This window comes from Providencia sp. PROV209 (assembly GCF_028479485.1).
Lineage (GTDB): Bacteria > Pseudomonadota > Gammaproteobacteria > Enterobacterales > Enterobacteriaceae > Providencia > Providencia alcalifaciens.
In genome coordinates, this window is record NZ_JAMPNR010000002.1 from 235662 (window position 1) to 258170 (window position 22509).

Below are 22509 nucleotides of genomic sequence, written 5' to 3' on the forward strand. Positions count from 1 at the left end.
CTGTCATGCTATAGCGACTATGCGTATAGGCTAATTTTTTGGAAGCTACGTGTCCGACGAAAGTGATGTAGAAAAAACAGAAGAACCCACGCCCCATAAAAAGCAGAAAGCGAAAGACGACGGGCAAATTGTTCGATCCAAAGAATTGAGCTCCCTCATGATGATGCTGGCAGGAGTCAGTTTACTGTGGCTGAGTGGTGGGCATTTAGCAACGCAGCTACGGCAAATTATGCGCCAAGGATTTATTTTTGACGGGCACTACCTGCAAAATACTGGGCTTATGCTTAGCTACCTTGGGCGAGTTGTCAGTGAGGCATTATTTGCACTATTACCCATTATTGGTGGGTTGGCACTCGTGGGAATTTCGGCGTCTTCACTGGTCGGTGGGCTGCTATTCAACAGCAAGCTGATCAAGTTCGATTTAAAAAAGCTAAATCCGATTAAAGGATTAAAACGAATTTTTTCAATGAATGCCTTATCTGAATTATTTAAGGCGATTTTAAAATGTGTCTTTGTGGGGTTAGGAGCATCGATTTTTTTATGGCAAAGCTGGCCATCGTTACTGCACTTGGTGATGGAGCCTCCGACTACAGCACTAGCAAATGCGTTAGAGAAAGTGATTTTTGCAGGGTATTTAATTGTCTTTCTGTTAATTCCCATGGTGGCATTTGATGTGTTTTATCAGTTTCGCTCCCATTTGAAAAAGTTGCGAATGAGTCGCCAAGAAATTAAAGATGAGTTTAAACAGCAAGAAGGTGATCCACATATTAAAGCCAAAATTCGTCAACAACAGCGGGCGATTGCTCGAAATCGAATGATGGCAGATGTCCCAAGTGCAGATGTGATTGTGACTAACCCAACCCACTATGCTGTCGCCCTAAAATATGATGACAAAAAAATGGGGGCGCCAAAAGTTTTAGCGAAAGGGGCGGGCGTAATTGCTCAGCGTATTAAAGAAATAGGCGCAGAACACCGAATTTTACAACTTGAAGCACCACCGCTTGCGCGTGCCTTGTACCGCCATGCGGAAATTGGGCAAAGTATTCCTGTTGCCTTGTATGCAGCAGTAGCAGAAGTTTTAGCATGGGTTTACCAATTGCGCCGTTGGCGTCGTGAGGGCGGCCTGAAACCTAAGAAACCGAAAAATTTACCAGTGCCACCGACGCTGGATTTTGCTGGAGATAACAATCGCGATGGCTAATTTGGCTGCACTATTAAAATTGCCGAAAAATTTACAAGGAACTCAGTGGCAAATCCTCGCAGGACCTGTGTTGATTTTACTGATCTTGTCGATGATGGTTTTGCCATTGCCGGCATTTTTGCTCGACTTATTATTCACCTTTAACATTGCACTTTCTATTATGGTGCTGTTAGTGGCGATGTTTACCAAACGCACACTGGATTTTGCAGCATTTCCTACCATTTTGCTGTTCGCAACGTTGTTACGTCTTTCTTTGAATATTGCCTCAACGCGAATTATTTTACTCGATGGTCATACTGGACCTGATGCGGCGGGACGAGTGGTTGAAGCGTTTGGTCATTTCCTTGTTGGCGGTAACTTTGCCATCGGTATTGTCGTTTTCATTATTTTAGTTTTGATTAACTTCATGGTCATCACCAAAGGTGCGGGACGTATCGCGGAAGTGGGGGCACGTTTTGTTCTTGATGGAATGCCGGGTAAACAGATGGCAATTGATGCTGACTTAAATGCCGGAATTATCAATGACGATGAAGCGAAAAAACGCCGAGCAGAAGTGACCCAAGAGGCTGATTTTTACGGTTCAATGGATGGTGCGAGTAAATTCGTCCGTGGGGATGCCGTCGCCGGTATCATGATCATGGTCATTAACGTCATTGGTGGTCTAATCATTGGTGTGGGTCAGCACCATATGAGCCTTGGTGATGCGACGAGTGCGTATACCTTATTAACTATCGGTGATGGTCTGGTCGCACAAATTCCAGCCTTGATCATTTCGACCGCGGCGGGGGTTATTGTGACTCGCGTGGCAACGGATGAAGATGTTGGTGAGCAGATGGTGACCCAACTGTTCAATAACCCGAGAGTCATGTGGCTCAGTGCTGGGGTATTGGGGCTGATTGGTCTTATTCCGGGTATGCCAAACTTTGTATTCCTACTGTTTACTGCGGCATTGGCTGCATTAGGATGGTATTTGGTTAAGCGCTCTCGTAGCCCTGAAAAAGCCATGGATGACAGTCAAGCTCAGCATTTCCAAGAAGCAAACAAAGTTGTCGAAGCCACATGGGATGATGTACAGCTGGAAGATTTGTTGGCAATGGAAGTCGGTTATCGTTTAATTCCTTTGGTTGATAATGATCAGCAAGGCGAGTTATTAGGTCGTCTGCGTGGACTCCGTAAAAAGTTTGCTCAAGAAGTGGGTTATTTACCGCCAGTGGTACATATTTGCGATAACTTAGAACTTTCTCCATGTGAATACCGAATCCTGATAAAAGGAGCTGAGGTTGGGCGTGGCGAAGCGCAACCTGGACGAAATTTAGCGATAGATCCAGGTAATGCGGCAGGAACACTACAAGGTGATGTGACCAAGGAACCTGCATTTGGCTTGCCTGCGGTATGGATTGATGATGATTTACGCGAACAAGCTCAGATCCAAGGCTATACTGTGGTGTCTGCAAGTACGGCAGTTGCGACGCACTTTAATCAAATCTTACTGCAATATTCAAGCACTCTCTTTGGTCGCCAAGAAGCACAGATGTTGTTTGACCGCGTGAAAAAAGAGATGCCGAAATTGGCAGACGATCTGATTCCAGACACGATTTCACTCACTATTTTGCACCGCGTGTTACAAAACCTCTTAATGGAAGATGTGGTGATCCGTGATATGCGCACCATCATTGAAACTCTGGCTGAAATGGCAGGGGAAAATGGTGAGCAGAAAGACACTGATTACCTGACATCTCAGGTACGTATTGCACTGGGACGAGCGATTACACAGCAATGGTTTGGTAGTGCAGAAGAAATTCAAGTCATTGGTTTGGATGCTAAGTTAGAGCAAATCTTGCTACAAGCCGCGAAGAATGGTGGTGGTTTGGAGCCAAACCTAGCTCAGTTTATTCAGACACAAGCGGAAGAGGCAGTGGCGCATCAAGAAGCCATGGGGGCACCGACGGTGCTGTTAGTGAACCATACATTACGATTAATTCTATCTCGCTTCTTGCGCCGTAGCTTGCCACAGTTAGTGGTTATGTCGAACTTAGAGATGACGGATCACCGTAAAATTAGAATGACATCGATGATCAGTGGCTCATAAACACTCGACTGATTGCGAGTCGATTAGGTATTAATAAGCATCACAATAGGCAGTTTAGTGAGATTAGCGTTATAGCGCTTCACTAACTGCCTATTTTTTTGTTTGTCAGTTTTAGATAAAAGAGACTCAATAAGCATTTAATAAATGTACATTGAATCATAAGGAATGGCTTCAAATCTCGCTAAGGTAAATTTAGAGGCATTGAGGGCAATGACGGTAACTATTTATGATGAATAAATTGATGGTGAACACATTGAAGAAATGACGCAAATAGGCTCAAGAATGAGAAAGATAGGGCGGATAGAGAGTGAAGTTGGAGCAAAGTAAGAAAGACAAAATTTAATCAATCAAAAAGCTCTGATTATTTAATCAGATAAGTCAATAAGGGGCGAGGGAATAAGCTTTGAGGGCATCTAAATAGAAATTTTCTTCCCTAACGCAGGACGTTTAGATTCTAAGCCATCAGCACCGTAAGTTGATTGATTATTATGCTTTTTCACAAAATTTAAGCGCTGTGTATTGAGCTCAATGTGCAGCTGTAGCATTTGGTGATTACGGTAGTTTAAATCCTTTAACATGGTCGTTAAATGTTTAATCGCATCCCAAGTGTGGCTAAGTGCTGGATTACCTTCATACGGCGCGGTGATTTGCGCTTGCTCTTCAAGTTGCAAACGGTGATTTTCAGCATGACCAATAGCAGCAACTAAAAAACGCTTTTGCTCCGTCGTTTCCTGAAATGGGGAAGGAGGAACACGATGGTAACCTAAAAGTAGCTCTTCATTTTTCATCACGATTTCCAGTGACTGCAAATGGCCAAGTTGTTGTTCTAGCAATAATAATAATTCGTCGTTCATAGTCGTTCAGTTTATTTCATTGAAAGCATGCATTCGTGCGCATCACGTAAAATGCCATCAGCAATTTTACCTGCATCCATAGTTAGAGTGCCGTCTTTGATGGCTTGCTTAATTTTTTCAACCTTAGCGACATCAATGTCAGAAGCTTGGGGTTGCAGTAATTTTTTTTGTAATTCACTCGGTGCGAAAGTACTCTCTTTGACCGTCTCGTTAGCGGAGACTTTTTTCTCACGCACTAGCGCAGCGGTTTCCTGTGGGTCACGAGTGGTTACCTGAGTCAAGGCAGAGATTGCAGATGTTTGCTCAATAGCCATAGTATTTTTCCTGTTCCCGATATTTTTGATATAGAGAGTTATCGGCAGAGATTAATGAACCTTTAATATTCGGTTCGATTTCAAATTACCAGTGATGTAAGTTATTTCACTTAATTATCTGAATAAACCCTAATAATTAACTGTGTACTCAACTACTTCAGACGAATTACAAAAATTATACCTGTAATTCGTTGTAAAAACAGAAATTTATCATGCAGTAACTTAATGATTTAACGTAAATTAAGTTAGTTTAGCGCAACGTGCACACTGCCATTCTCTTGCGCTTCACCATTCACCACTTGTCCGTTGATGAGTCGAACTCGAATGTTCTCGCCAATGACGGCATTATTGATAGCTCGACCTTCATATTTCACAGAGAAATTATCCCCTGTGGCGAACACATAGACTGTTTGACCTGCCTTGATTGCCCAAGGGCGTCTGACCATTGAGTTGGTAAATGTCTGTCCTGCTGTGATATTGCGAAGCGCTAATGTCCCGCGAAGTGCCATCTTATCGGTGGATGCACCAGACGGTAATTGATGGATAAGCCCTTTTTTTGTGCCAATATCCACAAACTCAATGGTTTCGCCACGTTGAATATTGCGAGTAGCAACATAGTATTGCCCTGTTACATTGACGGTAAGCTGTAAGTACTGTTTTTTCTTACCACATTGTACTGGCAATGAAACATTACCCATATTACGTCCCCCACTAGGTAAGCCAATTTGTGGTTTATCACAATTTGGCCATTTATCGATGGGGGTTTTTATTTCAATGGAAACGTTATTTTGTTTACCATGAATTTTACGAAAATACTGGTCAATATCCTGAGGAAGAGAGGCTTGTACAGAAAATGAAAATAGATTTAATATACTGATAATTAGAATATATTTAATTGAAAAAAACGTGTTTCTCATTCCGTTCCCTCTCTCATTCCATATCTTTTCATCCTTGAAGTTTACCTATCTCATCAATAATGAATGAGGCAAATAGGTCAATTATTTTGCCTTTATCCCGCCATTAGATTTTTTCTCTGGCAGCTAATATGAGCATCGAATTTTTGTATTTACAGAATCTGCAATTAAAAAATTCTTAATTTTTGCTCGAGCCAATTAAGAATTAACTGAAATCCATTGAGGAAACCATGATTGATAAATTAGATGCCACCTTTGCTTTTCAGCAACGGGCTTTGTCCATAAGAGAAGCAAGGCAGACTGTTTTGGCTTCTAACATTGCTAATGCGGATACGCCAGGCTACCAAGCGCGCGATATTGATTTTAATCGTCAGCTGCAACAAGCGATGGATAAAGGTGTGGTGAAAGGAAAAGGTATTTCTCTGGCTGTAACAGCCAAAGGGCATATCGAAGGTCATGATATGAAACCAGCTGCTTTGGATCTGAAATATCGGGTGCCTTATCAAACTTCAATGGATGGAAACACTGTTGATATGGATGTGGAACGCAGCCAATTTGCTGACAATACATTGAAATATCAAGCCGATCTTACATTCATCAATAGCCAAGTCAAAAGTATGTTGGCCGTTCTACAACAAGGGTAAGGGTTATGGGTCTACTCAGTATTTTTGATATCTCCTCTTCTGCATTAACGGCGCAATCTCAGCGTTTAAACGTGAGCGCCAGTAATATGGCGAACGCGGAAAGTGTGGTGGGTCCTGATGGCGAACCGTACCGCGCAAAGCAAGTCGTTTTCCAAATGGCGCCACAAGGTCGCAACCAAGTTGGTGGTGTTCGTGTGAGTGAGTTAATCGACGATCCTGCTCCTCCGCGTATGGAATATAAACCTGGACACCCTCTGGCAGATGAAAAGGGTTATGTGAAGATGCCTAACGTCGATACCGTGGGTGAAATGATCAACACCATTTCAGCATCGCGTAGCTACCAAGCTAACTTAGAAGTCATGAATACAGCGAAAACATTGCTACAGAAAACCTTAACGCTAGGTCAGTAACGGAGAAGCGAAATGGGGATCTCTGCCTCAATGAATGATTCTTTGGATAACTCGGTAGCAGGACCTGCTGCCGCGGCAAGTAATGTTCCAAAGAAAAGTCAAAGTGATGATATGCGTGACACATTTTTGAAAATGATCGTCACACAGATGCAGAACCAAGACCCAACCAAACCGATGGATAATGCGGATTTAACGGGGCAACTGGCTCAAATCGCGACGCTTGAGAGCATGAATAAACTCAGCGATAGCGTGACCGGAATTTCGCAACAAATCGGGTCTGGGCAATCATTACAAGCAACGCAGCTTGTGGGGAAAGGGGTACTTATCCCGCGTAACGAAATTATTCTCGCCCCACTGAAAAAAGAGAGTAATGGCGAAAATAGCAATGTGGCTAAGCCTGCTAACCCGTTACCTGATGATGTTATTAGCGCGAATAGCCCATCCAACTTTGGGCTGAGTAATTTTGGCGCGACAGACGGTAATGAAGGCGGTGAAGGCACCGAAGAGCCACAAACTGATTATATTTCATCGCCATTTGGCTTCTTCTTACCGAAGATGGCAGATAGCGTTGAAATCACCATTCGAGACAAAAACCGCACCGTTATTCGTACCATCACCTATGACTCAGAAGTCAAACCCGATATCTACGATATGGCATGGGATGGACGTGATAACAACGGCAATGTGGTTGCTGACCCGAAAGGTAAATATTTCTTTGATGTGAAAGCCGTCAGGATGGGGTCTGAAATTGAGGTCACCAAACTCGGCTATACCCGTGTCAATGGTGTCACACCTGGCTCAGATGCACCATTACTGGATGTTGGAATAGGGCAAAGTGTGCCACTCAGCAGCATCTTTAAAGTGTATCCCGCATCTTAATTTTATTCCCCAAACACTTATGGAGAAAATATGTCTTTTTCACAAGCAGTCAGTGGCTTAAATGCAGCATCAGCGGGGCTAGACTCGATTGGTAACAACATTGCCAACTCCGCAACTAACGGTTTTAAAGGGGCGACAACATCATTTGCTGATATGTTTGCTGGCTCCGGTGTTGGGCTAGGTGTTAACGTCGCCGCCGTCACCCAAAACTTCAAAGATGGTCCCATTACCCGTACCGATAGAGCGACAGACGTTGCTATTTCGGGGAACGGTTTTTTCCGTGTTCAAGATCAGAATGGTGATGTTTATTACAGCCGTGATGGTCAATTTCTGCGCGACAAAAGCGGTAACTTAGTGAACAACCAAGGCATGGTGGTGACCGGTTACCCTGCGAGCGTGGATGATAAAGGTAACGTCACTGTACAAAGTGGCGGTGTTCCGGGTGGCATGAATATCCCAACGGATATGATGGATGCGAAACAATCAGATTTAGCAAAACTCACCATCAACCTGAACTCAGAAGATAAAGTTAAAGCAAAAGCGTTTGATCCAAACAACCCAGACGATATCGCAACCTATAACTTCAGTACCACCATGACTGCCTATGACAGCCAAGGTAATACCCATGAAATTTCTGTCTATTTTGTGAAAAAAGACGATAACAAGTGGGAAGTACATGCGAAAGATGCAAGTGAAACCGTCGCGAAAAAACTGGGTGAATTAGAGTTTGACGGTAACGGTAAGTTAATGACCGAAAAAGTTGTCAAAGGTCCAAACCCAGGCGATCCAGATACAACGGTTCAATTACCAACAACATTTGATTTCCCATTCAAAGGTTTAAATGGTGCCAATGATGGAACACTAAAAGTTGATTTGGGTAAAACTCGTCAACAAAAAGTCAGTGAGTCTTCTGTCAGCGCTATCGATGTGAATGGCTACCCAGCGGGTGAATACACCACGTTCAAAATCGAAGATAACGGTTTGATCGTTGCGAACTACTCCAACCAACAAAAACGTGTCGTAGGGCAAATTGCCTTATCCGCATTTGCGAACCCGAATGGTTTAGTTTCTCAAGGCGGTAACGTGTGGGCAGCATCTAACGCGTCCGGTAACCCAATGGACGGCGTCCCCGGCGTGGGTCAGTTCGGTAAATTAACCAGTGGTGCACTGGAGTCGTCAAACGTGGACATGAGCCAAGAGCTGATCAGCATGATTGTTATGCAGCGTAACTATCAGTCCAACGCCCAAACCATTAAGACTCAAGACCAGATGTTACAAACACTGGTTAACTTACGTTAATCCTAGAGGCTGGCGATGGATCATGTCATTTATACCGCAATGGGCGGGGCGCGTCATGCGCTTGAAAACCAAAGTATTGTGTCGAATAACATAGCTAATGTTTCCACCGCGGGTTTTAAAGCTCAGCTGTCGGCAATGCGTGCTGTGCCTATTCATGGTGATACTGAGCAGACGCGTACACTGGTCGTCGCATCAACACCCGGCGCGGATATGAGCCAAGGTCAACTGAACTATACCGGTCGACCAATGGATGTTGCGTTGAATGATAAACACTTCTTGGCTGTTGCATTAGGTGATGGCACAGAAGCGTATACCCGTAACGGTAACATTCAAATTTCGCCAGACGGTGAATTAATGATTGGTGAGCGAGTTTTGCAAGGTGATGGCGGTGCTATTAACGTGCCACCGAATGCGGAATTAACTATCGGTAACGATGGAACCATTACTGCCTTGCTGGCAACGGATCCCCCAACGATGTTGGGGCAGATTGGTCGCCTCAAAGTGGTTGAAGCGCAGGCACAGGATTTAGTGCGTGGTGAAGATGGATTATTCCATTTATCACCGCAGGCGCAAGCGGCGAACGGTAATGGGTTACCCATGAGTGAGCGTGCCATTGTGACTTCTGGGGTGATTGAAGGCAGTAACGTCAATGCCGCAGAAGCCATGGTATCCATGATTGCCAATGCTCGCCATTTTGAAATGCAAATGAAAGTGATCCGCAGCGCAGATGAAAATGCGCAGCGTGCTAATCAACTACTCACTATCAGCTAATTGTTAGTAAGGAATTACTATGATCCGTTCTTTATGGATTGCCAAAACGGGGCTTGATGCTCAACAAACCAACCTTGACGTTATTTCTAACAACTTGGCGAACGTCAGTACTAATGGGTTTAAACGTCAGCGCGCAGTATTCGAAGATTTACTGTATCAAAACATCCGTCAACCGGGTGCGATGAGTTCAGAGCAAACGTCATTACCGTCAGGCTTACAAATGGGTACGGGTGCGCGTCCTGTGGCGACTGTTCGTATTCATAGCCAAGGTAACTTGAATAAAACGGGCACCACGACAGATATCGCGATTAAAGGTCAGGGTTTTTTACACGTTCAGATGCCAGATGGTACTGATGCCTATACTCGTGATGGTGCGTTGCAGCGTAACCAAGATGGTCAGTTAGTGACATCAAGTGGTTATCAAGTCGTACCAGCAATCATGATCCCTGAAAACGCCAACAGCCTGAGCATTGCGCGTGATGGTACGGTCTCTGTGACAGTGTATGGTGATAACCAGCCACAGCAAATCGGTCAAATAACGTTAACCACGTTTATTAACGATGCTGGCTTAGAAAGTATGGGTGAAAACCTGTACATGGAAACCGCAAGTTCTGGCGCACCGAATGAAAGTGCGCCGGGAACTAACGGCGCAGGGCTGCTGTATCAAGGTATGTTAGAAACCTCAAACGTTAACGTTGCCGAAGAGTTGGTGAACATGATCCAAACTCAGCGTGCATATGAAATTAACAGCAAAGCGGTTTCTGCATCTGACCAAATGCTGCAACGTCTGACACAGCTGTAAGTAAGGATGACCGCTTATGGAAAAATCTATAAGCGGTTTTTCGTGATGACAAAGGGTATCCAGTAGCAAAAGAGTAGCATGATGATTGAAAACGGTATTGTTCCTAAGCAGAGAAAAACAGTGTTACAGACCACAAAATCCGTCTGTTTGATCGCCACTGTGGCGGTCACATTAAATGGCTGTGCACATATTAAGCCTCGCCCGCTGGTGGACACGCAAACCAGTGCAGTACCTACTGCACCCACAGCCCCAGCCCCTAATGGTGCCATTTTTCAGAGTGCTCAACCTGCTTACTATGGCTACCAGCCGCTATTTGAAGACAGAAGACCGCGTAATGTCGGGGATATCTTAACGATCAACCTGCAAGAGAACGTCAGCGCGAGTAAAAACTCATCGGCAAATGCAAACCGCAGCGGAAAAACCGGTTTCTTGGCAGCAATTCTGCCTGGGTTTATGCAAGGTTGGTTAGGCGGGAGTAACACTGAGATTGATGTGAAAGGGAACAGCGACTTTAACGGGAAAGGTGGCGCAAACGCTAACAATACCTTTAAAGGCACAATCACTGTGACCGTTGACCAATTATTGGCAAATGGCAATTTGCACGTAGTGGGTGAAAAACGTATTGCGATTAATCAGGGAACAGAATCTATTCGATTCTCTGGCGTGGTGAATCCACGCACGATTGGTGCCGATAACAATGTCAGCTCCACTCAAGTGGCTGATGCTCGGATTGAATACGTTGGTGATGGCTATATCAACGAGTCCCAAACGATGGGGTGGCTACAGCGCTTTTTCTTAAATGTATCCCCTTACTAAGTGAACATCCGTTAGCTAATAGCCGAGAAAATTCAATGAAAAACAAATTATTCGTTCTCATTTCATTTGTTTGCCTTTTCGGGAGCCTGTTTGTTGCTCCTGCCTATAGCGAGCGAATTAAAGATCTGACTACTGTGCAAGGGGTCAGAGATAACCCCTTAATAGGATATGGTTTAGTTGTGGGTTTGGATGGTACGGGTGACCAAACCATGCAGACGCCATTCACCACGCAAAGTTTAAATAACATGCTGTCCCAAATGGGGATTACGGTTCCAGCGGGGACCAACATGCAGTTGAAAAACGTTGCCGCGGTAATGGTGACCGCGAAAATGCCACCATTTGGTCGTTCTGGTCAATCAGTGGATGTGGTGGTTTCTTCGATGGGGAATGCAAAAAGCTTACGCGGCGGAACCTTGTTGATGACCCCGTTAAAAGGGGTTGATGGGCAGATTTACGCCATGGCACAAGGTAACGTGTTGGTTGGTGGTGCGGGGGCAAGTGCCGGCGGTAGCAGTGTCAAAGTTAACCAGTTGAATGGTGGTCGTATTACTGATGGTGCGATGATTGAACGCGAACTCCCAAATAGCTTTGGTCAAAGTGGGGCTATCAACCTGCAACTCAACGAGGACAGTTTTGCTTTAGCGCAAGATATTTCAGATGCGATTAACCGCTTGGGTGGAATGGGATCTGCGCGTGCATTAGATTCCCGTACTGTTCAATTATTAGTGCCAGCAAATAATACAGATCAAGTGCGCTTTTTATCACGAGTACAAGAGCTCAATGTCCGCACACCAATGGCTGAAGCCAAAGTTATTCTGAATTCACGTACAGGCTCTGTAGTCATTAATCGCAGTGTGACATTAGACAGCTGTGCAGTTGCGCACGGCAGTTTAGCGGTGACGGTTGAGCGTCAAACGCAAGTTAACCAACCGGATACTCCATTTGCGGGCGGGCAAACTGTGGTCACGCGTAACACGAATATTGGTGTGAAAGAGCAAGGTGGCGCACTTCAAAAAGTGAATGCCAGTGTTCAGCTTAACCAAGTGATCCAAGCGCTCAATACGTTAGGCGCCACGCCAACAGACCTAATGTCTATCCTGCAAGCGATGGAAAGCGCGGGTTGTTTACGTGCGAAATTGGAGATCATCTAATGAGTGATATGCAGTTATTACAAGGGGCTGCGTATGATGTTCAGTCGTTAACCAGTTTAAAAGGCGAATTAAACAAATCGCCAGAACAAGGGCTGCGTCAAGTGACGCAGCAGCTTGAGGCGACATTTGTGGAAATGATGCTCAAAAGTATGCGCTCTGCTTTACCACAAGACGGCATGTTCTCGAGTGATCAAACGCGCATGATGACCAGCATGTATGACCAACAAATTGCCCAAGACCTCGCTCAAAAAGGACTGGGATTTGGGGAGATGATGTATCAGCAACTGACGCGTGATCAGGCACCCAACTCGCCGGCACAAGGCGCGTTTATGCCACTTAACGAACAAGATTTGCAATCATTGCCACCTTTCGCCCTAGAACAAATGGTGCGACGTTTCGCTCCTGCTATGGGGGATGCGTTAGCCTCGCCATTCCAGAAAATCAAATCCTTGTCACTGAACAGTAGCAATTTCATCAACCAATTAATTGAACCCGCTAAAAACGCCAGTGAAAAAAGTGGCATTTCGCATTTCTTGATTTTGGCACAAGCGGCACTTGAAAGTGGTTGGGGAAAACGTGAAATTTTGACCGCTGATGGAAAAACCAGCCATAACTTATTTGGTATTAAGGCGGGTAAAAATTGGCAAGGTCCCGTCACGAACATCATGACGACGGAAGTCATTAACGGCAAAACCATCAAAATGCGTGATGATTTCCGTGTGTATGCGTCTTATGAAGAGGCGATATCCGACTATATCAGCCTGTTAACGGAAAACCCGCGTTATAAAGATGTAAAACATGCGGCAACCCCTGAAATCGCTGCCCGTCGCCTTCATAAAGCAGGGTATGCAACCGACCCCGGATATTCCGATAAGTTGATCACCTTAATCAACCAAATTCGGGGTGCCGGAAGCCCTGTCAATGCCTCAGCATCACGGGCGATACAGGCTTATAACATTGACTTAAACGATATCTTCTAAAGAGTCTCAATAAATCAAAGTTTGCGCTAAACATTTACGCCAACTTTCCGATAAATGAATAAGTGAAAAAATTTTGAGTGGCTAGCGCTGAGATTGAGTCAGCCAATCAACGCGCTCAGTCCCAAGAATAGGAAAAGCTTATGCTGAACAATGTAATGAATAATGCGCTCAGTGGTGTGAACGCTGCGCAAGGCGGGTTAAGTGTTATCTCTAACAACTTAGCAAACGCTGGCGTAGGTTACTATCACCGCCAAAGTGCTGTTTTCGGGGAGAATCCCGGTACAATGACACCTAATGGTTATTTTGGTAACGGCACGTATTTCAGCCATGTTCGCCGTGAGTTTGATGAGTTCGTCAATGCGCAGTACAGCCAGTCCCGTGCACGTAGCGGCGATTATGAAGCGTATGTGAAAAACTGCAATAAAGTAGATGACTTGCTGACAAATGATATTGAAGACTTGTCCGGTAGCATTGGCAGTTTCTTTACGGCTCTAGACTCTGCGAGCAGCGATGCCAGTGATAAAACGCTGATTGATGTATTTTTAGGGCAATCTAACGCGTTAGTTTCTCAATTCAAAGAAGCTGACAGACAGCTGCAAGAGATGGAACGTGATATCAACCGCCAAATTGAAAATAAGGTGAAAGATATCAACATCTACGCAGAAAAAATTGCGGGATTAAACCAGCAAATCGCACGAGTGCGTTCTGTCAGTGGTTCAGAACCCAATGACTTATTGGACGTGCGTGATCGTTTAGTAAACGAAGTAAACTCAGTGATTGGTGTGAAAGTCATTGAGCAAAATGGCAATTATAACGTGACATTTGCCAACGGATTACCGCTGGTTACGGGCGAAAAAGCGAACCGACTGGAAGCGATACCTTCATCGAAAGATGATAGCCGTTTTAGCATTGGCTTCGTCGGTGCAAATGACCAAGTTCGTGAAATCCCAGATGAAGCTTTTAAAGGTGGAGAACTCAGTGGCGTTTTACGTTCACGTCAAGAAGTGCTCGACCCTGCGTATCAAAAAATCAATAAATTAGCGTTAGTTTTTGCGACTAAGTTTAATGAAATTCACCAAAAAGGGTTTGATTCCAATGGTGAAACGGGCAAAGACTTTTTCGCGATTGGTAAAGGCTCCGTTGTGAGCAACACCTTCAATACGGGTAAAACTGATTTTGATTTGAGCTACAGCGATGTAAGCCAGGTCACAGGTAAAAACTATGAGATGCGTTTCGATGGCGGAAAGTGGAATGTCACTCGCTTGCCTGACGGTGTTGAGGTTAAGGTTGATACCTCCACGCCTGGCTCATTGAAATTTGAAGGTATTGAGCTAAAAATCACGACAAACAACCCGAATCAAGGGGATACCTTCGTCGTTAAACCGATGAATGGCGTGATCAATAATATGCAAACGTTAGTCACAGATTCTGCGCAATTCGCAAAAGCGGGCAGCAAAGATGCCGGTCCTGGTGACAACGAAAACATCAAAGAGTTAGTTAAACTGCAAGATCAAAAACTGATTGATGGTGGTTCGACATTCTCAGACTTCTACGCCACATTGGTTAACGATGTCGGTAGTCGTACTAAGCAAGCGCAAATCGATTCTGAAACCCAAAACAAAATGACTGAAAGTTTCTACCGCCAAGAGCAAGAAATTTCAGGGGTTAACATGAATGAAGAGAGCATTCAGATGCAAAAAATCCAGCAATTCTTTAATGCCAATGCTCAGGTATTGAAGACCGTTGATGATTTATTTAATGCATTAATGCGTGCGTTCTAATTGATTAATAGCCATTGGATTTAATCAGAATTTAATAAGGATTTAAGCGATGCGTTTAAGTACGAATATGATTTTCCACCAACGCCTGCAAGATATGAATAATTCAGAGGCTCGTTGGATGGCGGCAGGTAGCCAACTCGCTTCAGGCAAGCGAGTCAATAAACCTTCGGATGATCCGCAAGCCTCATCCCAAGCTGTGCGTATTAACCAATCTGAAAACCGCAATCAGCAGTATGTCACTAGCCGTGGTTTTGCGAAAACGGGTATGACGCTGCAAATGAGCATTTTGACTCAGATGACGGATGTGACGACGCAGATCGATACCTCCATTATCCAAGCATCTAACCAAGGTGCGCTGAGTGATAAAGATAGAAATACATTAGCGGATCAGATTACTGGCTTAAAGGAGCAGCTGGTTGCGTTAGGCAACTCTACAGATGGTAACGGTCGCTATATTTTTGCAGGTTTTAAATCTGACAAAGCGCCATTTGAAATCGATGCGGATGGTGAAGTGCTGTACCACGGTGGTGACAAGCCAATCACTCAGAACGTAGCCAGTGATCGTGAAATGACCACCTATTTTACCGGTGCCCAAGTGTTTGAAACAGATGGCGCAGGTATGGTGAATGTGTTTAAAGCGCTAAATGAAGGTATTAAAGCGCTACGTATTCCACAAGAGAATGCACCACAGGCGGATTTAGACAAAGCGCAAGCAGGTATGGAGACTGCAAACCGTGGGATCAAAGCGGCATTGGACCAAATCTCCAATATCGAAGCGAAACAAGGTTTACAGTTGCAAGAGATTGATAAACTCGATTTCTTAGCGGATACACGCACAATTCAGAACGAAACCCGTAAGACTGAGTTGTTACAGACTAACTGGACTGGTGCAACGACGGATTACTATAAAGAGAAGGCAATGTTCCAAGCTTCTCAAGATATTTTTAAAGATCTCAACAGTATGTCGTTATTTGGCGGACGTTAATTGATTTTTACCGCACCCTTTGGCAGTGGCATGTGTACAGGGTGCGGATTTTTCATTCTTCTCGTTATGTTCGTGCTATTTCTTCCTCGTTATTTTCTCGCCCAATCTCTTTAGTGTTTTACTTTTAAATATTCATATTCCAATTCATATCTTCGCTTTCCTCTTTAGAGATAACTGAATTTGACCTTTGCTTTTTGTTTTTAATAAAAGGCAGTTGGGCACGTTGATTCATCGTGGCGATTTTCGTTATCACTGACCTGTGAGAGTTCACTGCCGCATAGGCAGCGTAGAAAAAAATAATAGATTGGAGCGCACCATGCAGTACGAAATTATGATTAAGATCCTGTGTATGACCTTAATCTTCAAAGTGACAAAATTATCGGGCTCACTCAAACCCACAAGTTAAATATCAGGGATAACTGCTCAAACGCTTGATGGATCAGGCGTTCTGTATAGCGTGGAAGGATAGAAATAATCAGACCTAACATGCTGATACCAATCGTTAATGTTAGGGGGAAACCGACCACAAACACAGATAGCTGAGGAGTCATTCGGTTAAGAATGCCGAGCGAAAGGTTCAGAATTAAAAACAGTGTGATAAAGGGCAAGGCGAGCATCAACCCATTGATAAAAATCGTATTCGCAAACTGCAAAAAGATCCAAAAACCATCGCGATGGAGTGGCGTAGTTTGAATGGGAAGCAGCTCAAATGAGTTAGTCAGAATATAAATCAGCCATAAATGCCCATCGAATGATAAAAACAGAAGTAATGTGATTAAGTTTAAAATCCGTCCGAGGATAGGCATGTTGGGACCCCCTGTGGGGTCAAAGAACGTCGCGAATGATAAGCCCATTTGCAAACCAATCACTTCCCCTGCGTGTCGCACGGCAGCAAATGCCATTTGCATAGTCAATCCCATGGCGGCGCCGATCACGATTTGTTGAACGGTCACCCACAATCCCATCGCCGAAAATAATGGGATTGTTGTTATAGGCAACTGCGGAGAAATCACTAATACGGTAAAAAAGGCGAGGGCGATGCGAACTTTGCTGATAGCCTGTTTTTCGTTGAAAAATGGGGCTGTTCCGAATAACGCCAAAAAGCGTACAAAAGGATAGAAGCCTTGGCTCAACCACAGGGTTAATGTTTCACTGGTGATGGTTAACATTATTAGCCAATAATAAACGGTAAATTGCTAAATAACGTTCGGATGTAGTCAGTTAGCAAATTAAGCATCCATGGACCTGCGATAATCAAGACAGAAATTACCGATAAAATCTTTGGAATAAATGACAAGGTCATTTCGTTCACTTGGGTTGCCGCTTGAAGCAAGCTAATAATTAAGCCCGCTGCCAGCGCCGCTAACAATAAAGGCGCTGCCAACATTAAGGCAATTTTCATTGCCTCGGTTCCCATTGCCATTACAGATTCTGGTGTCATGTGAGTCCCTAATTAAAAAAGCTCTGAGAAAGAGAACCTAGCAACAATTGCCAGCCATCAACCAACACAAATAACATTAATTTAAATGGCAACGAAACTGTTGCGGGTGGCACCATCATCATACCCAGCGCCATCAATACACTGGCCACCACGAGGTCGATAATTAAAAATGGGATAAAGATAGTGAAACCAATTTGGAACGCTGTTTTTAGTTCACTGGTAATAAACGCGGGAATTAAAATCCGCATAGGAACATCTTTGGCTTCTTGAATATCACCCACTTTGGCGATGCGAGCAAACAGCGCTAAATCGGATTCACGGGTTTGCCCTAGCATAAAGGTGCGCAGTGGTGCGGTGCCTTTTTCCAATGCCGTTTCTAGGCTAATTTTATCTTCGCTAAAGGGTTGATATGCTTCGCGATAAACTTGGTCTGCAACGGGTGACATGACAAAAAATGTCAGGAATAGCGCTAAACCTAATAAGACTTGGTTGGGGGGGGCAGACGGTGTCCCGAGGGCATTACGCAATAACCCTAATACGATGATGATGCGCGTAAAGCTGGTCATCATCAGTAGCATTGCCGGAATAAAACCCAGCAGGGTTAAAAACAGTAAAGTTTGAACCGGCAACGACCAAGACTGACCGCCATCGGCTAATGTATGGCTGATCACCGCAGGTAATGCCGCGGAGGCTGATTGTGGTAAAGCAAGTAACAGGGCGCTGATAATGGCAGCGGGTTTTAACAGTGACATGTGCGCTTCCGGCTACTGTTTTTCAGGTACCGCGGCATTAGCGGCATCCTGTTTTTTCTTGAAAATCGACTGAAACGTTAACGGCTCAGAGGCAAAGTTCACCACGTCGTTTTCCTGTGGTGCAGGGTATTGATGCAGCAAATTCACAGATTGTGATGTGACACCCAGGACTAAATATTCGTCATTCACTTCAACCACAACGACGCGTTCTTTGCCACCTAAGGTACAGCGACCTTTAACATTAATCAGTTGCTGTTTAGCAAGTGGATTGCGTCCAAAACCGAATGTTTTAAACAACCACGCACCTAGCAGGATAAGTAATATTATCCCGCCAAGTGCGCCTGATATCTGCGCTAAGCTATCATTTTGATTGATAGCTTGTGCTGAATTACCCTCGCTGCTCACTGTGCTTGTCAAAAAGGGTTTTTGAGTATGCGCCGAATCAATCTGAGTCGGTTGTGTTTGCGAGGATAGCGCCGTTTCGTCAGACATTTTATCGGCTCAGGCGGCGCATACGTTCAGAAGGCGTAATGATGTCAGTGATACGAATACCGTAATTATCAGAGACTACCACCACTTCGCCTTGCGCAATTAAATAGCCGTTAATCAGAATATCCAAAGGCTCACCCGCTAAGCCATCTAAAGAAACCACAGAACCTTGAGATAGGCTCAACAGTTTTTTGATGGTCATTTTGGTGCGACCCAGTTCTACTGACAGACGGACGGGAATATCCATAATCATGTCAACGTCAGATAACTGATTTAACGGGTTTTGTCCGTCTAAACTATCGAAATTTTGCATACCTGCGGAGGCGGATTCCGCTTGTTTTTGCTGTTCCAGCGCCTCAGCCCACAGATCCTCTTCATTGTGGTTGGTTGATGCATCAAGAGAATTCTTCGCCTCACTCATTGGTACTTTCCTCATCTAGAGTGTTTAAAACAGGATTAATCAAATGTTCCACACGCAGCGCATACTGACCGTTTTGGGTGCCGTATTGACTGGTTAATACTGGCACGCCATCAACATTGACGATAAGACGATCAGGTTTCTCGATAGGGAGTACATCCCCTTTTTGCAGTTGCAGTAAGCGAGAAATACGCAGCGGGATATCAACCAAATTGGCAATCAGTTCAAGTTCTGAACGTTTTACTTGCGTGACTAAATTGGTTACCCACGCTTCATTTTCTTGATGCCCTTGCTCCATTGGTGGGTTGGTTAAACGCTCACGTAATGGCTCAATCATGGCAATCGGAATACAGATACTAAATTCACCGACGGTGTTACCAATTTCAACGAGGAATGGTGTGGTAACCACGATATCGTTCGGGGATGTGGTGATATTGGTGAATTTCACTTGGATTTCGGAACGTACATATTCCACTTCAACATCAGCAATCGGCTTCCATGCATCACGGTAAGCGCCTAATGCTAGTTTCAACATACGGTTAATAATACGTTGTTCGGTGTTGGTAAACTCTTTCCCTTCTGAGCGCACGGGGAATCGCCCATCTCCCCCAAATAGGTTATCGACGGCGATATACACTAACGCAGGTTCGAAAGTGAACAGTGCCGTACCGCGTAGCGGCGGCATATGGATCAAGTTCAGGTTAGTTGGAACTGGCAAGTTACGCGCAAATTCATGATAAGGTTCGATTTTAATCGCGCCAACCGTAATGTCAGGGCTACGGCGCAACATGTTAAATAACCCCATACGGAATTGGCGGGCAAAACGCTCATTAATAATTTCCAAGGATTGCATACGTTCGCGAAATACCCGACGTTGGGTATTCGGGTCATAAGGGCGAACGTTGTCTTTGCCTTGGATATCCGGTGACGGCTGGTCGCTTGATGGCGCGTCATCATTAAGCAGCGCATCAATTTCAGCCTGAGATAAAATATTATCGCTCATGGGTCTTACCGCAGAATAAAAGTAGTAAATAATACGTCGGAAATATCCTGATCAGTGTCCCCTGGGATCAGGGTAGGGGTGAGAGTCCCCTTAATATCTTTCATTAATTGCAACTTACCCTCGTGAGTGCTCATGTTCTTAGCTTGCTGTTCTGACAGCAATAACAGTAAACGGCTACGCACTTCAGGCAGATATTCATGCAGTTGCTTACGCGATTTTTCATTCGCTAGACGTAAGGTAATATGGATGTAAAGCACGCGATCAGCCGCGTTGTTTAACCCAGGAAGGTTAACGGTAAAAGGCTCTAACTCCATAAAGATAGGTTGAGGCATATTTGGGCGTTTTTCTTCCCCGTTGGTTGTATCCAACGCCTCTTGTTTTGTCATCCACCAGCTATAACCACCAAAACCTGCACCGGCTAAGGCGATGAGGGCAAACAGCAGAATTAACCCTTTGTTCGAACGTTTAGATTCATTGCGTGAAGACGACATGTTGCAAAATTCCTGTTGTAAATGCCAAACCCATACGGAGTTTTATACTTTATGATCTCTAGCATTATCCCTAGATTGGGAAGAGTTAAAGGAGTGAAAAACGAAACAAAAAGGCGGTAACTCGACGCTTTAGATCTAAAATTACCACCATTAGATTATTTCTTAGGCAAAGGTGTTAATCCCACCTTGGTGGGTTGGCAATTTAACTCCACTCATGCTGGCATGGGATTCACTGATCCCAACGACACCCATCGAAGGATGAGTGGGTTGAATTTGCCCATCATGCTGGCGTGATTGTTGGTCTGAGCCGGATTGACCACTAAAGCTATCTTGACCAACAGAACCTTGTGCTAAATGAATGCCACTTTCCTGTAAGGCACTTCTTAGCACGGGCATCATACTTTCCATGGCAGCACGAACATGGCTGTGTGGTGAAACGAAGTGCATCACCGCTTGGTTATCTTCAATACGCAAATGCACATTGAGGGAACCTAACTCTTCAGGGTGTAAGCGAATTTGTGCTTGAGAAACCCCTTGGCGAGAGAAAAACAGCATTTGTTGGCTAAGTTGTTGTTGCCAAGCTTCAGTGCCGAATGGTGCCGCCAAATTCATCGTTGGTGTTGGCATCGCAGGCGCTGTTGTTGGAATTGGAGTGGCAGATGGTGTCGCCATAATACCAGCCACATGGGTTACTGAAGGTGTCGCGGTGTTGTTAAATGCGCCACTTTCAGCTTGAACATTGAAAGCCCCTTTAGCGCTGTTTTGCAGATTCAGGGTATTGTCAGCCGCGGCATTGGCGATTTGTGACAGTGATTCTGTACTCGGTGTTTTTTTACCCAGTGACATCGCATCTTGATTCAGATCTTTGGTTGGGATTGCGCGTGGATTATCCAGTGCAAATAGAGCCTGATCACGACGCTCACCCACCTCTTTTTTGCCCATTAAAGGTAGTGTTAGCTCAGACTCTTCACCTGCAAGCTGCAATTGCGCACCGGCTAACGTTTTGTCATCAAAGGGGGTTACGTTGCGCGCGACATCACTTAATTGTTGCAAAGTTTGGGTAAACGGAGTGGCTGATGGTTTATCAGCATTGATTTGAGGATGAGTCGCAGCTTGAATACGTTCATCCATCGCTTGCTTTAACTGATTGACTAACGCTTGTTCGTCACTCTGTTTACCTGTGAGAAGATCTGCTTGCAGTGGTGATTGTGCGTTGAGATCACGACGGAAATTAAGCTGTGCCAACGTATTTTCTGCTTGCTGTTTTTCAATCAGCTGCGCTTCACCAGAAACAGGTTTATCTGTTGCCAATGTTTCAGGAGCAGGTTTATCTGAGGCAACAGTCGTTGCTTCAGATTGTTTTTGCTCACTGATTTGTTGATTCAATGGCGTTTCGTTCGCACTGCCATTGAGTGTTGGCGAATTTTCGCTATTTTTTTCGGGGGATTGCTGGTTTTCAAGCATCGCCTGAAACGGCAGAGCGGGTGCTTGGTTTTCATCAATTTGCTTATCCCGCGGTGATTCTTTGGCGGAATTCGCTGCTGGGGTGACCGGCAGCATATTTGCATTGACGTCCATTTATTGGGTTCTCCGTAAAGTCGCGCGTTGAGCATACTCATCCATTTGTTTTTGCTCTAAGCGATTTTGACGTTGGTTTTGCGTGTGCTCCGCACGTTGGATCAACGTATCGAATGCGTTAACTCGTTGCTGTTTTTCTTGCCAATGACGATTAGCGTCATTCACACGTTGTTCCCAGAGCGTTAACTGTTGCTGCTGTTGTTCAATAGTCAGTTCTAAAGTCACGAGAAATTGCTGGTAGTTCTGCCACTTGTCCGAGTCCATGCCTATGTTCAATGTTTGATTTAATTTCTGCCGATATTCTGACTGATAATTTTCCAACATGTGCAACTGTTCCGCCATTTGGGTATGTGTTTGGCGAACTTGAGCAAGGACTTTAGCCGCTTCCTCCGAAGCTTCTTCTGCTAAGCTCAGTAGGGTTGTTAATGCATGACTATTGGACATCAC

Annotated in this window: 25 protein-coding genes; 13 read left to right on the forward strand and 12 right to left on the reverse strand. The window is 44.6% G+C overall.

Annotation, left to right across the window (positions count from 1 at the left end; all coding sequences use genetic code 11):
• Positions 1–49 precede the first annotated feature (49 nt).
• Both flhB and flhA read left to right on the forward strand, forming a co-directional pair.
• Entirely contained in the window at positions 50–1201 is a 1152-nt protein-coding gene (flhB, locus tag PR795_RS03630) for a flagellar biosynthesis protein FlhB (protein WP_006657502.1), read from the forward strand.
• Positions 1194–3290 carry a flagellar biosynthesis protein FlhA gene (gene flhA, locus PR795_RS03635; RefSeq protein WP_036960566.1) on the forward strand — a complete coding sequence of 699 codons (2097 nt, stop codon included), beginning with the start codon at positions 1194–1196 and terminating at the stop codon, positions 3288–3290. The genes flhB and flhA overlap by 8 nt, the downstream gene beginning before the upstream one ends.
• A 413-nt stretch (positions 3291–3703) precedes the next feature.
• On the opposite strand, the gene PR795_RS03640 is transcribed toward flhA, so the two are convergent.
• The 3 genes from PR795_RS03640 to flgA form a co-directional block, all read right to left on the reverse strand.
• On the reverse strand, positions 3704–4144 hold the full coding sequence (locus PR795_RS03640; protein ID WP_006657505.1) for a flagella synthesis protein FlgN: 441 nt from the start codon (positions 4142–4144) through the stop codon (positions 3704–3706).
• A gap of 11 nt (positions 4145–4155) precedes the next feature.
• Positions 4156–4458: a flagellar biosynthesis anti-sigma factor FlgM gene (gene flgM / locus PR795_RS03645; protein WP_006657506.1), complete on the reverse strand. Its 303-nt coding sequence runs from the start codon at positions 4456–4458 to the stop codon at positions 4156–4158.
• 245 nt (positions 4459–4703) lie between these two features.
• The gene (gene flgA, locus PR795_RS03650) at positions 4704–5375 is read right to left on the reverse strand and encodes a flagellar basal body P-ring formation chaperone FlgA (RefSeq protein WP_036960568.1); all 672 of its coding nucleotides are present in this window, start codon (positions 5373–5375) and stop codon (positions 4704–4706) included.
• Between the two features lie 227 nt (positions 5376–5602).
• Between flgA and flgB the strand changes: the two genes are divergently transcribed.
• From flgB to flgL, 11 genes are all read left to right on the forward strand, one after another.
• Positions 5603–6016 (forward strand): flagellar basal body rod protein FlgB, encoded by a 414-nt coding sequence (flgB, locus tag PR795_RS03655; RefSeq protein WP_006657508.1) that lies wholly within the window; start codon positions 5603–5605, stop codon positions 6014–6016.
• Positions 6017–6021: 5 nt separating this feature from the next.
• Entirely contained in the window at positions 6022–6426 is a 405-nt protein-coding gene (gene flgC / locus PR795_RS03660; protein ID WP_006657509.1) for a flagellar basal body rod protein FlgC, read from the forward strand.
• A gap of 12 nt (positions 6427–6438) precedes the next feature.
• The gene (locus PR795_RS03665; RefSeq protein WP_006657510.1) at positions 6439–7305 is read left to right on the forward strand and encodes a flagellar hook assembly protein FlgD; all 867 of its coding nucleotides are present in this window, start codon (positions 6439–6441) and stop codon (positions 7303–7305) included.
• A 30-nt stretch (positions 7306–7335) separates the two neighbouring features.
• Positions 7336–8604 carry a flagellar hook protein FlgE gene (gene flgE, locus PR795_RS03670; protein WP_006657511.1) on the forward strand — a complete coding sequence of 423 codons (1269 nt, stop codon included), beginning with the start codon at positions 7336–7338 and terminating at the stop codon, positions 8602–8604.
• 15 nt (positions 8605–8619) lie between these two features.
• Positions 8620–9375 (forward strand): flagellar basal body rod protein FlgF, encoded by a 756-nt coding sequence (locus tag PR795_RS03675; protein ID WP_006657512.1) that lies wholly within the window; start codon positions 8620–8622, stop codon positions 9373–9375.
• 19 nt (positions 9376–9394) lie between these two features.
• Complete coding sequence (flgG, locus tag PR795_RS03680) at positions 9395–10177, forward strand: flagellar basal-body rod protein FlgG (RefSeq protein ID WP_006657513.1); 783 nt, start codon at positions 9395–9397, stop codon at positions 10175–10177.
• An 81-nt stretch (positions 10178–10258) separates the two neighbouring features.
• Entirely contained in the window at positions 10259–10993 is a 735-nt protein-coding gene (locus PR795_RS03685) for a flagellar basal body L-ring protein FlgH (RefSeq protein WP_036960776.1), read from the forward strand.
• A gap of 35 nt (positions 10994–11028) precedes the next feature.
• Positions 11029–12144, forward strand: a complete 1116-nt coding sequence (locus PR795_RS03690; RefSeq protein WP_006657515.1) for a flagellar basal body P-ring protein FlgI — start codon at positions 11029–11031, stop codon at positions 12142–12144.
• Positions 12144–13124 (forward strand): flagellar assembly peptidoglycan hydrolase FlgJ, encoded by a 981-nt coding sequence (gene flgJ, locus PR795_RS03695; protein WP_006657516.1) that lies wholly within the window; start codon positions 12144–12146, stop codon positions 13122–13124. Before PR795_RS03690 ends, flgJ begins: the two co-directional genes overlap by 1 nt.
• A gap of 140 nt (positions 13125–13264) precedes the next feature.
• A complete protein-coding gene (flgK, locus tag PR795_RS03700; protein WP_181480749.1) occupies positions 13265–14905 on the forward strand; it encodes a flagellar hook-associated protein FlgK in 1641 nt (546 codons plus the stop codon).
• A 49-nt stretch (positions 14906–14954) separates the two neighbouring features.
• Positions 14955–15890, forward strand: coding sequence for a flagellar hook-associated protein FlgL (gene flgL / locus PR795_RS03705; protein ID WP_006662048.1), 936 nt, complete (start codon positions 14955–14957; stop codon positions 15888–15890).
• Positions 15891–16279: 389 nt separating this feature from the next.
• On the opposite strand, the gene fliR is transcribed toward flgL, so the two are convergent.
• From fliR to fliJ, 9 genes are all read right to left on the reverse strand, one after another.
• Positions 16280–17059 carry a flagellar biosynthetic protein FliR gene (gene fliR, locus PR795_RS03710; protein ID WP_006657519.1) on the reverse strand — a complete coding sequence of 260 codons (780 nt, stop codon included), beginning with the start codon at positions 17057–17059 and terminating at the stop codon, positions 16280–16282.
• A 2-nt stretch (positions 17060–17061) separates the two neighbouring features.
• Complete coding sequence (fliQ, locus tag PR795_RS03715; protein WP_006657520.1) at positions 17062–17331, reverse strand: flagellar biosynthesis protein FliQ; 270 nt, start codon at positions 17329–17331, stop codon at positions 17062–17064.
• An 8-nt stretch (positions 17332–17339) separates the two neighbouring features.
• Positions 17340–18083: a flagellar type III secretion system pore protein FliP gene (gene fliP / locus PR795_RS03720; RefSeq protein ID WP_006657521.1), complete on the reverse strand. Its 744-nt coding sequence runs from the start codon at positions 18081–18083 to the stop codon at positions 17340–17342.
• 12 nt (positions 18084–18095) lie between these two features.
• Positions 18096–18575, reverse strand: a complete 480-nt coding sequence (gene fliO / locus PR795_RS03725; protein ID WP_036979135.1) for a flagellar biosynthetic protein FliO — start codon at positions 18573–18575, stop codon at positions 18096–18098.
• A 1-nt stretch (position 18576) separates the two neighbouring features.
• On the reverse strand, positions 18577–18993 hold the full coding sequence (fliN, locus tag PR795_RS03730; protein WP_006662046.1) for a flagellar motor switch protein FliN: 417 nt from the start codon (positions 18991–18993) through the stop codon (positions 18577–18579).
• Positions 18986–19993: a flagellar motor switch protein FliM gene (gene fliM / locus PR795_RS03735; protein WP_006657524.1), complete on the reverse strand. Its 1008-nt coding sequence runs from the start codon at positions 19991–19993 to the stop codon at positions 18986–18988. The genes fliN and fliM overlap by 8 nt, the downstream gene beginning before the upstream one ends.
• A gap of 5 nt (positions 19994–19998) precedes the next feature.
• Positions 19999–20484 carry a flagellar basal body-associated protein FliL gene (gene fliL / locus PR795_RS03740; RefSeq protein ID WP_006657525.1) on the reverse strand — a complete coding sequence of 162 codons (486 nt, stop codon included), beginning with the start codon at positions 20482–20484 and terminating at the stop codon, positions 19999–20001.
• A gap of 162 nt (positions 20485–20646) precedes the next feature.
• A complete protein-coding gene (locus PR795_RS03745) occupies positions 20647–22062 on the reverse strand; it encodes a flagellar hook-length control protein FliK (RefSeq protein ID WP_181480751.1) in 1416 nt (471 codons plus the stop codon).
• Positions 22063–22506, reverse strand: a complete 444-nt coding sequence (gene fliJ, locus PR795_RS03750; RefSeq protein ID WP_006657527.1) for a flagellar export protein FliJ — start codon at positions 22504–22506, stop codon at positions 22063–22065.
• Positions 22507–22509: the final 3 nt, after the last annotated feature.